Genomic DNA, 15993 nt, shown 5'->3' on the forward strand with positions numbered 1-15993 from the left:
GATAAACGCGAAACGATGAACGACGAATGAAAATCGGCTCTGCATTCTCAATGTTCTTCGGCATTTAGCATTCAGCGTTCATCATTGAGGTTTGTATATGGCTGACCAGCCGAGTCTCATCGCGGGCATCATCAAGAAAGGCATCGCCGGGGTCGTGATCGGCGGGGTCCTGGTCGGGGCCGCCAAGGCCCTGGCGTTTCCGCCCGTCTTCCAGGTCATGTTCTTCATCTACGCCATGCTGGGCGCGGCGGTCTTCATCCTCCTCGACGCGCCCACCGTCAAGCCGATGGGCGGCGCCAAAGCGATCGCCGCGCTCCTGGTGTTCTATCTCGTGATCTCCGGCGTTTATATCGGCGGAGCCTCGCTCCTGCCCCAGTACGATCCGGAGGACGAGAAGGGGAAGATCGAGAAGCTTCTGAAGGCCAAGCGGGCGGCGACCGAGCAGGGCAAGGCCGAAGAGTTGATCGCCAGGGCCAAGGCCCTGACCGAGAAGACCGAGGCGCTCATGGCGCGGCTGCAGGCGGTCGGGGGGCCGGTGGCGGAAGCGCCGGCGGCGGACGGCGCCAAGCCGGCCGTGGCGGCTGCGGGGGCGCCGACCGGCGACCTGGTCGCCCTGGGCAAGGAGCAATGGAACCTTCAGGAATGCTACAACTGCCACAAGCTGTTCGGCGAGGGCGGCAAGAAGCGGGGGCCGGAGCTCGACAACATCGGCAACCTGCTGAAGCCCGAGGAGCTCAAGCAGAAGATCCTGGATCCCCAGAGCTGGATGGCGGAAGGCTTCGAAAAGGAATACGAGAAGAAGAAGATGCCGGACAAGTACAAGGAGCTCATGGAGGAGAAAGAAGTCGAGGCGCTGGTGGCGTTCCTCTCCACGCTCAAGAATCCGGCCGTCAACACGCCGAAACCGATCAAGAAGAAGTGACATGCAGCAGCCCAAGCTGAAAGCTAAGGTCCGCTGCACCGACCGGGAGGTCGGCGAGGTGACGCGCGTCATCGTCGATCCCCTCTCCCGCGAGATCAGCCACATCGTCGTGGGAGATGGAGCCGGTGCGCCGGAGCGGCAGGTCCCGATGTCGCAGGTCCAGGCGGTGACGGACGGCGCCGTGCAGCTCCGCGCCGCCTCCAGCGAGCTGGAACAGTTCCCGGCGCTGAAGCGGGACGACTACGTGACGGTCCACGAGGTGGAGATCGCGCACCTGGAGGAGCACCTGCACGTGGAGCCGGGCGAGGTGCTGGTGCCGGTGCCCGAGCTCGAAAAGAGCATCAAGCGCCGGACGTTCTTCACGAACTTCACGCACGCGATCGGCGCCCTCATGACGCTCCCGCTCGCGTTCCCGGTCCTCCGCTACCTCATGAAGCCGATGTACGCGCCGTTCGACAACAACTGGATCAAGATCGGCAACGTGAGCAAGATCAAGACCGAGGACGTGGGGGTGCAGTTCAAGTTCAAGAAGAAGGTCAAGGAAGCCTTCATGCCCGAGGCCGAGATCGACAAGAACGTCTGGATCCTCAAGGCCTCTCCCGCGGTCATGGCGGAGGTTTACAAGGGCAAGGACATGGACTTCCACGACTCCGCCGGGAAGCTCGTCTGGAGCAACAAGCAGACGGTGCCCTACATCGCCTATTCCGGGAAGTGTCCGCACCTCGGCTGCGGCTACAAGTGGCGGTCGCACAAGGTGCTCGGCCAGGTGTTCCTGTGCCCGTGCCACCTCAGCATCTACAACGCGAGCGGCAAGGTCCTGGACGGCCCGGCTCCGCGTCCGCTGGACGCCCTGCCGATCCGGGTGGCGGCCAACGGGGACATCGAGATCATTGACATGGAATACAAGGCCGGGACCAAGGCCCAGGTCCGCATCGTCTGAGGGGCGGATCGCGTCATGAACGGACAACCGACCGCGCTGGAAAAGATCATCGCCTTCGTCGACGAGCGGGTTGGGCTCAAGACCATCCAGGCCAAGATGCTCAACGAGCCGGTGCCGGGGGGCTCCCGCTGGGCCTACGTGTTCGGCTCGGTCCTGCTCTTCATCTTCATCATGCAGGCTGTGACGGGCATCCTGCTGATGTTCTATTACGTTCCGAGCGCCGACCACGCCTACGCCAGCACCCAGTACATCATCCATGAGGTAGACTACGGCTGGTTCATCCTGAGCTACCACTTCTGGGGCTCCTCGGCGATGGTCGTGATGGTGTTCGCCCACATGTCGCAGGTGTTTTTGTGGGGGGCCTACAAGAAGCCGCGGGAGATGATCTGGCTGGTCGGGCTGGCCCTCTTCGGCATCGTGATGGGCTTCGGCTTCACCGGGTACCTGCTGCCCTGGGACCAGCGGGCCTACTGGGCGACCACCGTGGGCGTCGAGATCATGGACAAGACGCCGGTCGTCGGGGATTTCATGGCCCGGTTCCTCAAGGGCGGGCCGACGCCGGGTCAGATGACGCTGAGCCGCTTTTTCGTGATCCACGTGATGATCCTGCCGGCGGCTCTGATGGGGCTCGCGGGATTGCACCTGTTCCTGTTCCGGAAGGCGGGTCCCGCCGGGCCGTTCCGCGGGAGCCACGAGGAGCTCAAGGCCAAGACCGATTATTTCTTCCCGCGGCAGGTCTGGAAGGACATCGTCGCGATGGGAGCCGTGTTCCTCACGATCTGCAGCCTGGCTTTCGTCGAGCCGGTCGTGCTGCTGGAGGAGGCGACCCCGGACCCCGGCGAGTACCATCCGGAGCCGGAATGGTATTTCCTGTTCCTCTTCCAGATGCTCCGGCTCAAGATCTTCGCCGGCGAGTTCGGACAGTTCCTGGGCGCGGTGGCCATTCCGGGCGCCTTCATGCTGTTCCTGGCCGCGCTGCCCTTCATTGATCGGAGCCCGGAGCGGAATATTTTCAAGCGGCCGGTCGCCCTCGTGGGCTGGCTGATCGTCATGGCCGGCATCCTCGTGTTCACGGTATCGGCCATCATCAATCGGGAATTTCTAGATTAAGTGATGAATGGTGAGCGCTGAATGCTGAACGAGGGACGCTCTTCATTCATCATTTGTCGTTCTGCATTCATCGTTGGTTAGCATGGCTGATCAGCCCTCGACCATCTCGCCCGTGAAGCTGGGGCTCGCCGTCGCCTGGCCGGCTTTCTGGACCGGCGTTCCCGCCAAGTTCGTCGTCGTCCTGCTGCTTCTGGCGGCCGGCCTCCACCCTTGGGAGATGCCCGGCCTCGCGTTCCTCCTGCTCCTCTCGATTCCCGTGGACATCTGGGCCACGGGGCTCAGCGCCAGGACGGTGTTCCTGGAGCGGCTGCGGGTGAACCCGCAACCCTCGCTCGGCCTCACGCTCTGGTGGCAAGGGGCCGCCTTCAGCGCGGTCTATCTGCCGATCGCCTACGTGGTCGAAACGCAGACGGCGGGCCTCGCCAAGGGGATCACCGAGAAGATCATGGAGATCGAAATCCTCAAGAGCCTGCCGGTCGCGGAGCGGATCGGGATCGACCTGACGATGTGGGGCAGCGTCGCGGCGGTCATGCTGCTGGTGCTGATCCTCGCGTGGCTGTCCATTTTCGGATGGATCGTCCGGCGGCAGGCCATCCTCGCGGCCCCCTCGGACGCCTCCTACCAGGCTTTGGTCAGGCAGTGGGACCTGAGCCGGGTTCCGGCGGATCAGCCGCTGCTGCTCACGGCCTTCACGGCGACCGGCGTCCTGCTGATCGTTCTGTTCTGGGGCTTCCTGCCGGCCACGACCCCGCACCCGCACGAGCTGTACAAGAAGGAGGCGCCCAAGCCGGTGCACCAGCTCAAGCCGGTCGAAGCCCTGCAGAAGAGCGAGAAGCTGCTGGCCCAGGCTGAGGCGACGGTCCAGTCGCTGGAGGAGAAGGCCAAGGAAGAGGAGACCAAAGGCAAGGGAAAAGGCAAGGCCAAGGACCAGTCCAAGGGGGCGGCGGGGAAGAACGGGGCCGGCGCGAAGGTCGAGCCGGCCAAGGCCGCTGCCGCCGCCAGGCCGGATCACGCCGACGCGCACGCGGCCGACGGGCACAAGCACTGAAGGGGAGAGCCATGAGGAACCACGAACATCATCCGAAGCGGACCGGTTTCTTCCACGGTCGGGGCTCGGTGCTCGCCGGACTGCTCGTGCTGACGGCCCTGGCTTTCCTGCCCGGCCTGGGGCTGGCTCAGGACGCGACCAGCGCCGCCCAGAGCGTCGCCTACCGGGACATTCCCGGCTTGGGCAGCCGGAACGTCGTCTGGGTCATCGCCCAGTTGCACCTGTTGCTGGCCGGCTTCGTCCTCGGCGTCCCGATCTTCGCCTGGCTTTGCGAGATCGTCGGCTGGAAGACCGGCGACAAGCGCTACGACAAGCTCGCGAAGGAGTTCACCAAGCTGCTGACCTCCTCCTACGCGACCACGGCGCTCTTCGGCGGCATCCTCCTGTTCCTGCTGATCGGCTTCTACCCGAAGCTGATGGCGTACCTGACCGACATCTTCTTCCCGTCCTTCATCGTCTACTGCCTCCTCTTCCTGCTCGAGACCGCGACCCTGTACCTCTACTGGTACGGGTGGGACGCGATGCAGGACGGGGGGATGAAATCCCTGCACCTGTTCCTCGGGTTCCTGCTGAACGTCTTCGCCTTCTTCATCATGATCGTGCCGAACTCCTGGGCCACCTTCCAGGCCAGCCCGGTCGTGATCTCGGAGGGGACCGAAATCCAGCGGGCCTGGGCCGCCACGTGGAATCCGACCTGGTGGCCGGTCAACATCCACCGGCTGATCGCGAACGTCGTGCTGGGCGGCTACATCTGCGGCGCGTATGCGGGCATCCGGTACCTCTCGGCCAAGAGCCCGGAGGAGCGCGACCACTACGACTGGATGGGCTACGTGGGGAACTTCATCGGCGTGTTCGGGCTGCTCCCGCTGCCGTTCGCCGGCTACTGGCTGATGCGCGAGATCTACCAGTACAACCAGCAGATGGGCATCACGCTGATGGGCGGCTTCCTCTCCTGGCTGTTCATCCTGCAGGCGATGCTGATCGGGGTCCTGTTCCTGGGCTCGAACTACTACTTCTGGCTCGGCATCACGCACCGGATTCCGGGAGCGGAAGTGAAGTACAAGCGGCCGATCATGGCCATGCTGGTGATCCTGCTCCTCTGCCTGGGAGTCTGGATGACGCCCCACTCGCTGGTGGCCAGCCTGGAGGAGGCGCGGAAGATGGGCGGCACCCACCATCCGCTGCTCGGCGTCTTCGGCGTCATGTCGGCCAAGATGACCGTGGCCAACCTCATGATCCTGGTCACGTTCATGAGCTTCATCATGTACTGGCGGGCCGGCAAGCAGGAGACGGCCACCTGGGCCAAGGTGGCCAAAGCCATCATGGGCGGCGTGCTCGGCGTCGCGGCCGTCGTCGTGATCGTGCTCGGCGTCTGGGGCTATTTCGTCCCGGCCATCGTGCGGATCAACTACTTCTCGGTCGCGCAGGTGCTGATCGTGCTGTTCGTCATGCTGACGATCACCCCGCTGACGGCGCTGTTGCTGCGCAGCGCGAAGACGACGACCGAGATGGTCTGGGGCCGCATGCCGCCGCGCTCCGCCTACGCGCTCGTGCTGAACGCGGTCATGGTCATCCTGCTCATGACCCTGATGGGCTACGCGCGGTCCTCGTCGCGGGTGCACTGGCACATCTACGGCGTGATGCGCGACTCCTCGCAGTACGCCTACTCCCCGGCCCTTGGCTACGCCGCGGCCTTCATGTCGCTGAACACGTTCCTGTTCTGCATGCTCGTGGCGTTCATCTTCTGGGTGGCGACGATGGGCGACAAGGCCAAGGCGGGAGGGACCGAGGGCAAGGCCAAGGTGCCGGCCGGGGCGGTGCCGGCGATGGCGGGCGGCTCACCGGCGCTGGACAAGGAGTAGCTGACAGCTTCTCAGCTTTCGAGAGGGCTTATGAGCGAAGTCGCGTTACTTCAGGTGATCGGGCTCTGCATCGTCGGCATCGGAGTCGCGATCCTGCTGTTCATCCAGGCCCGGTTCGTGCGGGTCGTCGGGTTCGTGGTCATCGTGCTCGGCATCTTCGCGCTGGTCGCGCTGGGCGTTCCCCAGATGGCGTCGCTGCCGCCGGCCGAAGAGAAGTTCGACGTGGCCAGCATCAAGACCGCGGCGGACATGGCGGCGATCGGCCAGAAGATCTTCTTCAGCAAAGGGCAGTGCGCCCTCTGCCATTCGATCGGTCCCAGCGAGTCGGCCCGCTGCCCGGACCTGAAGGGAATCGGCGCCAAGCTGACGCGCGAGTTCATCTACGAAAGCCTGACGCAGCCCCAGGCCTACATTTATCTCGACTTCCGGCACGAAGGGCCGCCGAAGGAGTACCCGGCGCGGATGCCCTACATCAACAAGAACCCGATCGGGCTGACGAAGAACGAGATTCTCTCCGTGATCGCGTTCCTCCAGCAGATGAGCGGGGAGCCGATCACGGTGAGCCCGTCGGAGATCGAGCAGGCCGGCTCGCCGGCGCAGCCGGCCGCGCAGCCGCAGAAAGTGGCGGCGCTGATTCCCGCCCACGGCCGGTGAGATCCTCGGGAAGGAAGGGATGGAGGGTATGAAAGGCGGACTCCTGCTCAAAGGCACGATCTTCACCGTCGTCATCTACCTGCTCCTGAAGTTCGGGCTCCCGCTGTTCACCGCGCCGCTGCCGGCCAGCCTGATCTTCCTCTATTTGGCCCTGACGGTCACGGGCATCGTGATCTTCGCCACGCTCAGCGGTCAGTCCATGGACGCGTTCCTGGGGCCCATCTTCCGGTTCCTGAGCGGGGAAGGGCAGCGCGGCGCGATGCAGGGCGCGCGGATGGCCGTGCTGGTGCTGTTCCCGCTGCTGGTCGGGTACCAGACGTATGCGAGCACGATGCCGAGCGACCAGCCTCCGGCCGAGAACCGCACGATCCACCCGGCGCCGCCTGGCGAGTTCGTGGGCCTGTCGAATCCGGTGCCAAACACGCCGGAGAACGTCATGACCGGCAAGGGGCTGTACGCCGCCTTCTGCTCGCCCTGCCACGGGGGCAATTTCGACGGGAAGGGGCCGGCCGCGCGGGGCTTCAACCCGCCGCCAGCGAACTTCTCCGATCCGACCACGATCGCCATGCTCCAGGAGAGCTACCTGTTCTGGCGCATCAAGAAGGGCGGGGTCGGACTCCCGATCGAAGGCATGCCCTGGAAGTCGGCCATGCCGCGCTGGGAGGTGGAGCTGCCGGACGAGTGGATCTGGAAGATCATCATGGGCGAGTACGACGGCGCCCATCAGAAGCCGCGCACCTGGGAATAATCGGTTGCGGGCGAGGGGCCAGGGGCGAGGGAGGAGGAGCAGCGTGAAGCAGCCTGGGAAAAGAGCGGGACTAGGACGAGTGTTGATCCTTTCGCTGGCTGGATTCGTGCCTCTCGCCTCGGGCCTCGTGCCTCTCGCCCATGCCCAGGAGAGCGTCGTCGTGCGGGCTCCGATGGTCAAGGGCGACCTGCCGGGCGAAGACCCGACCGCGGCCGCCTGGAACGCGGCGCCTGCCGCCGAGTTCCCGATGTCCCCGCAGGTCCACTGGCCGAACCGGATCCAGGAAGTCACGGTCAAGTCGGTGAAGGTGCGGGCCCTGCACGACGGCCAGCGCCTGGCCGTCCTGCTGGAATACGAAGACCCGGCGCAGGACCCGGACGATGCGGCGGCGCTGGAGTTCATGGTGGGGGACAAGAAGGCGCACTTCGCCCACGGGCAGCCGATGGCGCAGGTCGAAGGCGGCCCGGTGAACATCTGGTTCTGGAAGAACAAGGACGCCACGGTGCTGGACATGACCGCCCAGGGCTTCGGCACCCTCAAGACCCAGGAGCAGCAGGACGTCAGGGGCAAGGGGGTCTATCAGAACGGCTCCTGGCGGGTGGTGTTTTCGCGGAGCCTGACGACGGCGGACGCGCAGTACGACACGCAGTTCAAGCCGGGTGACTTCATCAACATCGCGTTCGCGGTGTGGGACGGGAAAAAGCTGGAGAGCGGCGATCTGAAGGAGAAGGGTTCGCAGAAGGCCGTCTCTTCCTGGTGGTACTTCCGCCTGGAGCCGCCGCCGGACTATTCCGCTTACTATTACGCGGCCTTGGCCGTCGGTCTGGCCCTGGGAGTCCAGTTCGTGATCATCCGGAAGCTGAAGAAAGGGACGACCACATGAGGGGGGCCGCACAGCAGGGGGCGACAAGGGGCGTGCACCGGCTTGCGCTCGCCGCGGCGCTCGTGGGCGTCGCGGCCGCCGTCGGAGGGGCGGGCTGCGCCCTTTTCCAGAGCGAGCAGGTGACCAAGGGGCAGAAGCTGTACGCGCACTACTGCATGCACTGTCACGGCGAGCACGGCCGCCAGAACGAGGGCTACAACTGGGCGCAGATGCCGGACCCGCGCCCCAAGGACCTCTCGAACAAGAGCGAGATGTCCACGTTCAAGGACGAGGACATCTTCAACACGGTCTCCCGCGACATGAAGGACACGACCCCCGAGATCGGCGACAAGATCGGGGACGACGAGTTCGCCGTGCCGACGATGCCGACCTTCAAGTACACGTTGTCCGAGGAGGAGATCTGGGCGATCGTGGCCTACGTCCGGACCCTGCACGGCATGAAGCTGGAGTTCAACGTGGAGGGCCGGAAGAAGGAGCTGCAGGACCAGCTTCAAGCGGCCCAGCAAAAGTTCGACCAGGCCAAGCAGGCGCTCGAAGCGGCGGAGAAGAAGGCGCAGGAGGAGGCGGACAAGAAGGGCGCCGAGGTGGACGAGGCCGCGACGGCCAAGGAGCAGGAGGCTCTCGGGGCCGCGTCCAAGGAGTTGGAAGCGGCGAAGACCGCGGCGGGCAACTTCTCCTCCCGGCCCAAGTTCGCGGCCGTCCCGCGGCCGGACCTGGCGATGGCTCAGGACCAGTCCGCGAAACAGGCGGAGCTCGGCAAGCGGCTCTACACGAACAAGTACGGCTGCAACGCCTGCCACCGGGTCGGGGAAGAAGGGGGCGTCGTGGGGCCGGCGCTGGACCGGGCCGGCTTCCGCCTGAACGCCACCTGGGTGTACCGCTGGATCAAGTACCCCCAGGCCATGAAGCCGGAAACCCGCATGCCCAACCTCGGCATCAGCGACGAAGACGCCAAGGCCCTCGCGGCCTACCTGAGCATGCTGCGCGCGCCGAAGCCGGAGAAGCCGATCGAAAAAGCGGCTGGCTGAGACGCCGCACAGGAGGGACCCATGCGCTCCATCGAGCGATCGCCGCTCGCTCGCCTCCAGGTTCTTTTTCCGCTGCTCGCCGCGGGCCTCTGGCTCTCGGGAGGTTGCGCCACGAAAGGCGATCTGGAAAGCTTGAAGCAGGAGATCGAAGCCTCCTCCGCGGCCAAGGTCGAATCCCTCAAAGGCGAGACCAAGAGCGGCTTCGAGGCGACCAGGAAGCAGATTGAAGAGCGGGAAAAGCAGCTCGCGCAGGACCTCAAGGCCCAGCAGGAGGCGCTGGCCAAACTGACCGAGTCGCTCAAGAGCGAGCAGGCCAGGCTGGCCGATCTGAGCGCCAAGCTCGACGCCCTCTCCAAGGACCAGGCCGAGGTCCACTCGGCGGTCAAGACCTCGACCCAGATGCTGCGCGATTTTCTGAAGACGGAGGAAGCGCGGCTGCAGGCGAGCTTGAACGCCGTGCAAGGGATGCTGAAGAGCGCCGCGTCCGACGACAAGCCCAAGGAAGCCAAGCCCGTCCATTAAGCCGGTCCGCTACACCGTTCCTCCCCAGATTCCCAGCAGAATTCCCCAGCCCGCCCAGACATGCTGCTTGAAGAGCGTGAAGGCCTGCTCCGGTGACGGGGACTCGCGAAGCCGACGCACCTGCCACAGAAAAAACAGGCCGACCGCCGCCAGCGCCGCGTAAAAGAGGGGACCGAGACCGACCAGCCACCCTGCGGTGGCCAGCAGGAGCACCATCCCCGTCAGCGACAGGCCGACGGCCAGCCAGGTCTGGGCTCCGAACAGGATCGCCGCCGACTTGACGCCGATCCGGACGTCGTCCTCGCGGTCCTGCAGGGCGTAGATCGTGTCGTAGGCCAGGGTCCACAGGGCGATGCTTCCGTAGAGGAACCAGACCGGCGGGTCGAGACTGTTCCGCACGGCCGCCCAGGCCATGACCGTGCCCCAGCCGAACGCCAGCCCCAGCATGGCCTGGGGAAGCCGGATGACTCGCTTGGCGAAGGGGTAGAGGGCGGCCAGAAGCAGGGCGATCGGGCCCAGGAGCAGGGTCAGACGGTTCAGGAAGAGCAGCAAGCCCCCGGCCAGGCCCAGCAGCAGGAGCGCCAGGCGCCGGGCGTCAGACGGGGCCAGGGCCCCGCTGGCTAGAGGCCGCGATCTGGTCCGGCTCACCTGGCGATCGAAAGGCCGGTCGGCCAGGTCGTTGAGGACCACGCCGGCGCTGCGCATCAGAAACGAGCCGGCGACGAAAATCGCCAGGAGCGTCGGAGACGGGCGGCCTTTGGAGGCCAGAAACAGCCCCCACAGGGTCGGGAGCATCAGCAAGAGCGTGCCGGACTGGTTGGAGAGGCGGATCAGCCGAGCCAGGGCCGCCCAGTCCGGGCGCGAAGAGGGGGGAGAAGCGGGCGAAGGGCGCTCTGCCGCCGGGGGTGGTAACATGGGCCGGACCTTAGCCCAAGCCAAGCACCCTGTCAACGCGAGCGTTTCAGGTTGCTTGAACCGTCGGTTTCCGGTATAACCCTAGGCTCGTGTGGGCTGCGGATGTTTCCCTTTAGCCCCCTACCTCCGGCTGCTCCCCCAATGGCACGTCTGACCCTCGCGCTGGTCCTGGCGGCGGTTCTGGCCGGCTGTGCCGGCCTGACCTCCAGGCCCTGGTTCGGCTCCGATTCGCAGGGTTACTGGCTGCCCCTGACGGTCAACCTCCAGCTTGACCCCTCCGTGACCGGCGCGGGACTGGAGTATAACGATGCCTGCGGACAGGCCCAGGTGCTTCAACTCGGGGACCGGTTTCGGGCTTCGTTGAAGCGGGAGATCGGCATGACCTTCGAGCACCTCCAGATGGAGGGGGGACCGCAATTCCCCGGCCCAAGCGAGCCGCCTGACGCCGTGGTCCAGGTTTCGCTGGGCCTCAAGGAGTTGCGGCTCTTCATCCCCCGCCATGAGACGAACTCCTATGCGGCGGCCGTCTCGCTGGGCGCGACGGTGAACTACGTGGACGTGGACGGGACGGTCCTCTATACCAAAAGCCTCAAAACCGAGGCCCGGGGGAACGTGGACACGGAGCGGGACGCCTGCGACGTGCAAGGACTGGCCGATCTGGCCAACGAGGCCGTGGCCAAAATGGCCGAGGGATTCAAGAAGCACCTCGGCTCCTCGACCAAGATCCAGCAGGTCGCGACCGCCAAGCGGCAGGGGAGGAGACCGGTGGTGGCCGGGATCGCTCCAGGGGCCAGCAAGAGCGGTCCGGATTTGGCTGCGACCGCCGCAGGGCCGGCTGCGGCTGCCCCCGCGCAGCAGGGGGCTCCGACGGCCCTGTCCTTCCGGGCCATGCTCAAGGACGAAGGTCAGGATCAGGTCCTGGAGGGGGAAGAGCGGGTAACTCTTCGGGTGGAGGTCAAGAACGAGGGCCCCGGCTTTGCGAACGGCGTCGTCGTGGCGCTGAAGGGCGGGCCGGTCCTGGCCAAGACCCTGCCCGCGCAGATTCCGGTGGGCGATCTCGCGCCGGGCGAGAGCAAGCGGGTGGAAGCCAGCGGGACCCTGCCGGTCGTGTCCGACGAGCGGCAAGGGGAGCTGACCGTCTCGGTCGAGGCCGCCTCGCCGGTGTTGGGCCAGATTCGGCCCAAGAAATTCATTGCGGCCATGCGTCCGGGGCGGGCGGAGCAGTTGGAGGTCCTCTCGGTGGACGTGGACCAGGTGCCACGGTTGGTCCGCGGGGCCGTGCGGAGGAACGCCGCCGCCGTGGCGATCGGCATCGGGACTTATCGGGATCCGGACCTGTCGGGCGTCAAGTTTGCCGTCCACGACGCGGAGATCATGGCCCAGTATTTCCAGAACGTGATCGGCATTCCCGAAGACCGGGTCAAACTCCTGACCGACGAGCACGTGTTGAAGCCGGATCTGGCGGAGGTCTTCGAGGACTGGTTGCCGCAACGGGTGGGGCCTGACGGCTTGGTGCTGATCTACTTCTCCGGCCGGGCCGTGGTGGATCCGGCCACCGGCGCGGTCTCCCTGCTCCCCCACGAGGGGAGTCCCGAGGCCCCGCTCAAGGCATTCTCCCTTCGCCGGCTGCAGACGGCGCTGACGCGCCTGCCCATCCAGCGGGCGATCCTGATGCTGGACGTCACGCCGATGGGACCCACCGCCGCGATCGAGCAGGACGATAGAGAGCCGGTGTGGGTCGCCCCCTCCGTGACCGACGGGAAGCTGGTGCAGCTTCTGAGCACGAGCAAGATCCAGACGGCTCAGCAGCACGAGGCGGGCCAGCACGGGCTCTTCACCTATTATCTGCTCAAGGGCTTGCGGGGGGCCGCCGACAAGGACAAGAACGGCGTGGTGGCGCTCGGCGAGCTGTTCGACTATGCGCGGGTCCAGGTGATCCAGACTGCCAAGGCCCAGTACGGGCGCGAGCAGGAGCCGGCCTGTGTGCCGGCACTCGATCCCACCCACAAGGCCTGGAACCTTCCTCTGGCCCGTCTCAAGTGAGGTGCCCGGCACGGACACAGGCCGGCTCGGCTTCCCCGTGGCAGCCTCAATTCGTGACGGGGAGCGGCGGAGACGGTTCGGTGGATCGGTTGACAGGCTCGTGAGGACCTGCGTATCATGCCGCCCATGGTCGCGCGGGCCGCGACGCTCGACACGTCTCCCGACCCTCGTACAGATCGGCGCCGGCGTAGCTCAGTGGCAGAGCAGCTGATTCGTAATCAGCAGGTCGGTGGTTCAATCCCACTCGCCGGCTCCAGTTTCTCCGTACCCCACCAGCCCCGGCGTCCGTACGAACCACCGACCTGGGGGATCTGAAGGGGGCGTGCCCCCTTCATGGGGATCGTACAAGGGGGCTGGCCCCCTTCGTAGGAGCTGGCGAGGCAGGTTTCAGAGCCGAGCCAGCGACGGTCGGTGGTTCAATCCCACTCGCCGGCTCCAGCCGTTTCTTTCTTCCCCGAACACACCGTTCAGTCTGCCGCTCCTTCGACATCCGCCGCGCTTTCTGAAAGGCGCCAGAACGCGACGCGCTCTCAAGTTTCCTCATCTCCACAGCCCCGGTCTCTGAACATCAGGTCCCACTAACCGGCAGTAACCGCCAACTGCCAACGAAGGAGCCAGCTTCACTAAGGTCTGTGGAGCCCCCGTCCGATAGGGAGGTGTCCATTAACCTTAACCAGGCCGGGGGGGGAGGCCCGCGGCTAGAAGGAGGACCCCATGCAACGCACGATCGGCGTATTGGCGGTGGTGGCGGTTCTGGGAATCGTCGGAGTGCCCGTGGCGGCGCTCGCCGGTTCTTCTGAGCCAATCTGGTCAACGGACACGGTTATGCCGGAGCAGCCCATGAAGAAGGCGGACGCGTGTCCCAAGGCGAAGCCCTACGACGGGCCCGTGTGGTCCACGGACGCGGTCGAAGCCTCGCCGTGCGGAACGATGTCGGCCTCGTCCCCGTCGAAGAAGGCGGATAAGAAGGACGGCATGATGAAAGAGGCGCCCAAGAAGTCGTCGATGGTCCCTTGCTCCAAGGCGAAGCCCTACGACGGGCCCGTGTGGTCCACGGACACGGTGGACGCTATGCCGTGCGAGAAGGAGAAAATGGCGGCCTCGGCACCCAAGGGGAAGCCTTACGACGGGCCTGTCTGGTCGACGGACCCCAGGTAAATCCTGGGCCGCTGACCGGCCGGGCACAGCCAATCATGACCCCACGACCCTGCGGAGATCTTCTCCCCGGGGTCGTGGCGCGCCCTGCGCCTGCAAGCTTTGCCAATCATGCCAACCTTGCGCAAGCCGTGAAGACGGGAGCGTGGTCTAGATCTTTCGGGGGGCGTCCAAGATTTCCCGCACGGTGCGAAGGAGCACGGCGGCCTCGATCGGCTTCGGAAGAAAGAACGTGCCGGGGTTGATCTTGCCGTGATGCACCACGGCCGCGTCGCTGTAGCCGGACATGTACAACACCTTCATGTCCGGGCGTATTGGCCGAAGGCGATCGGCGAGCTCGGGGCCGCTCATCTGGGGCATCACCACGTCGGTCAGCAGCAGGTGAATCGGGGCGACCGATTGGTTCGCCACCATCAGGGCCTCGAATCCGTGGCGGGCTTCGAGCACCGTATAGCCGCGACTCGCGAGCGTCTCGCGGACGAGGGTCCGAACCCCCGGCTGGTCTTCTGCCAAGAGGATCGTCTCCGTGCCCCCCATTGCCGTCTCCTCGCTCGGGGCTCGTTCAACCGGCTTTGCTGCACCGTCAATTCGTGGGAGATAGATTCTGAAGGTGCTCCCGCGTCCCGGCTCGCTGTAGACAAAGACATAGCCGCCGCTCTGCTTCACGATTCCGTAGACGGTGGAGAGTCCGAGCCCGGTGCCTTCGCCGACCGGCTTGGTCGTGAAGAAGGGCTCGAAGATGCGGGCCTGGGTCTCCGGATCCATGCCGCACCCGGTGTCGCTCACCGAGAGCGTCACGTAGCGTCCGGGACGGACTATCTGTCCGTGGCGGGCGGATTCGGTGATGTCCCGGTTCCTGGTTTCAATGGTGAGCCGGCCTCCGCGCCGCATCGCATCGCGGGCGTTCACCGCAAGGTTCATGATAACCTGCTGCATCTGTCCTTCATCGGCTTTCACCGGCCCGACCGTTTGATCCAGATCCGTGGACAGGTCAATGTCCTCACCCAAGAGGCGCTGGAGCATGGCGCTCATCCGGCTGACCACGGCATTCAGGTCAATGACGGTGGGCACCAGGACTTGCTTCCGGCTGAAGGCGAGGAGCTGTTGGATGAGCGAGGCGGCGCTTTCTGTCGCCTGCTTGATCTGTTGAACACTGGTGCGGAGGCGCTGGTCCGTGCCATATTCCTCCAAAAGAAGCACGCTGTACCCGTTGATCACCATCAACAAGTTATTGAAGTCATGGGCCAAGCCCCCGGCGAGCCTGCCGACCGCCTCCATCTTCTGCGCATGGCGAAGCTGCGCTTCGCTCTGCCGAAGCGCCTCTTCAGCGGACTTGCGCTCGGTAATGCCCTGAATCTGCGAAATGAAGTGCACCGGCCTCCCTTGGGTGTCTCGAACCAGGGACACGCTCAGCAGAATCCAGACCGTATGCCCCAGCTTGTGGAAGTACCGTTTCTCCATCTGGTAGGTGTGAATCTCACCCGCCAGCATTTGGCGCACATAGTCAAGATCACGTTCGAGATCATCCGGATGCGTGATGTCCTGGAAGGTCTTAGCGAGCAACTCCTCCGCCGAGTAGCCGGTCAGATCGCACAACGAGCGGTTCACCTTGAGCCAGCGGCCGTCGGGAGCTACGAGCGCCATGCCGATCGCTGCGTTCTCGAACGCACTGCTGAATTGCTGCTCGCTGTGCCTGAGGGCCTCCTCCGCCCGGCGCCGTTCGCGTATCTCCCTTTCCAGTGCTGAGCGTTTAGCCAGCTCATCCGCCATGCTCGTCTCCGCCGCATGGCGGGCTCGGCGTTGCCACTGGATGAGGCCGACCGCCACGAGGCCGATGAAGAGGTACAGCCCAAAGTCGAGCCGATCGGCTGGAGCCGCAATGGCCAGAGACCCGCGCGGCGCGATAAAGAAATAGTTGGCGGAGAGAAGCGCGAGGCCGAGCGCGAGAAGTGAGGCGCCCGTATCGGTGTACAGGATGGCGATGAGCACGGCCAGGATGAAGGTCACGAAGGGATCACGATCGCCTAAAAGCGGGTCGAGCAGCATGCGCGAGCCGGTTGCGAGGAGCACGACCCCGACGGCGACGAGGCAATGGAGAGGCCGGGAGCCTTTCAAAGGAGAGGGAAGACGCACAGGGCAAGCTCCATCTCCGTGACGTACCGG

General features: G+C 65.2%; 14 protein-coding genes and 1 tRNA gene. 13 read left to right on the forward strand and 2 right to left on the reverse strand.

The features are described 5' to 3' along the window. The first annotated feature begins 97 nt into the window (after positions 1–97). The 10 genes from AB1411_02765 (at position 98) to AB1411_02810 (ending at position 9717) form a co-directional block, all read left to right on the forward strand. On the forward strand, positions 98–922 hold the full coding sequence (locus AB1411_02765) for a cytochrome c (protein MEW6542514.1): 825 nt from the start codon (positions 98–100) through the stop codon (positions 920–922). A 1-nt stretch (position 923) separates the two neighbouring features. Beyond that, on the forward strand, positions 924–1862 hold the full coding sequence (locus tag AB1411_02770; protein MEW6542515.1) for a ubiquinol-cytochrome c reductase iron-sulfur subunit: 939 nt from the start codon (positions 924–926) through the stop codon (positions 1860–1862). A 15-nt stretch (positions 1863–1877) separates the two neighbouring features. After that, positions 1878–2972: a cytochrome bc complex cytochrome b subunit gene (locus tag AB1411_02775; protein ID MEW6542516.1), complete on the forward strand. Its 1095-nt coding sequence runs from the start codon at positions 1878–1880 to the stop codon at positions 2970–2972. Positions 2973–3054: 82 nt separating this feature from the next. Continuing rightward, positions 3055–4020 (forward strand): hypothetical protein, encoded by a 966-nt coding sequence (locus tag AB1411_02780; protein MEW6542517.1) that lies wholly within the window; start codon positions 3055–3057, stop codon positions 4018–4020. Between the two features lie 11 nt (positions 4021–4031). Next, positions 4032–5882: a cytochrome ubiquinol oxidase subunit I gene (locus AB1411_02785; protein MEW6542518.1), complete on the forward strand. Its 1851-nt coding sequence runs from the start codon at positions 4032–4034 to the stop codon at positions 5880–5882. 30 nt (positions 5883–5912) lie between these two features. Beyond that, positions 5913–6536, forward strand: coding sequence for a cytochrome c (locus AB1411_02790; protein ID MEW6542519.1), 624 nt, complete (start codon positions 5913–5915; stop codon positions 6534–6536). Positions 6537–6564: 28 nt separating this feature from the next. After that, the gene (locus AB1411_02795; protein MEW6542520.1) at positions 6565–7284 is read left to right on the forward strand and encodes a c-type cytochrome; all 720 of its coding nucleotides are present in this window, start codon (positions 6565–6567) and stop codon (positions 7282–7284) included. A gap of 43 nt (positions 7285–7327) precedes the next feature. Beyond that, positions 7328–8167 carry an ethylbenzene dehydrogenase-related protein gene (locus tag AB1411_02800; GenBank protein MEW6542521.1) on the forward strand — a complete coding sequence of 280 codons (840 nt, stop codon included), beginning with the start codon at positions 7328–7330 and terminating at the stop codon, positions 8165–8167. Continuing rightward, complete coding sequence (locus AB1411_02805) at positions 8164–9195, forward strand: c-type cytochrome (protein MEW6542522.1); 1032 nt, start codon at positions 8164–8166, stop codon at positions 9193–9195. Before AB1411_02800 ends, AB1411_02805 begins: the two co-directional genes overlap by 4 nt. Positions 9196–9216: 21 nt before the next feature. Further along, positions 9217–9717 (forward strand): hypothetical protein, encoded by a 501-nt coding sequence (locus AB1411_02810; protein ID MEW6542523.1) that lies wholly within the window; start codon positions 9217–9219, stop codon positions 9715–9717. Between the two features lie 9 nt (positions 9718–9726). On the opposite strand, the gene ubiA is transcribed toward AB1411_02810, so the two are convergent. Further along, positions 9727–10632, reverse strand: a complete 906-nt coding sequence (ubiA, locus tag AB1411_02815; protein ID MEW6542524.1) for a 4-hydroxybenzoate octaprenyltransferase — start codon at positions 10630–10632, stop codon at positions 9727–9729. Positions 10633–10773: 141 nt separating this feature from the next. Here ubiA and AB1411_02820 point away from each other — a divergent pair, with 141 nt between their 5' ends. The 3 genes from AB1411_02820 to AB1411_02830 all read left to right on the forward strand — a co-directional run bounded on the left by AB1411_02820 (position 10774) and on the right by AB1411_02830 (position 13833). After that, entirely contained in the window at positions 10774–12675 is a 1902-nt protein-coding gene (locus AB1411_02820) for a hypothetical protein (protein MEW6542525.1), read from the forward strand. Positions 12676–12856: 181 nt separating this feature from the next. Beyond that, positions 12857–12931 (forward strand) — tRNA-Thr (locus AB1411_02825). Between the two features lie 458 nt (positions 12932–13389). After that, entirely contained in the window at positions 13390–13833 is a 444-nt protein-coding gene (locus tag AB1411_02830) for a hypothetical protein (GenBank protein ID MEW6542526.1), read from the forward strand. 147 nt (positions 13834–13980) lie between these two features. Here AB1411_02830 and AB1411_02835 read toward each other — a convergent pair whose 3' ends face one another. Then, entirely contained in the window at positions 13981–15963 is a 1983-nt protein-coding gene (locus tag AB1411_02835) for a PAS domain S-box protein (protein MEW6542527.1), read from the reverse strand. Between the last annotated feature and the right edge of the window lie 30 nt (positions 15964–15993).

This window comes from Nitrospirota bacterium (assembly GCA_040757595.1).
GTDB lineage: Bacteria > Nitrospirota > Nitrospiria > Nitrospirales > Nitrospiraceae > JBFLWP01.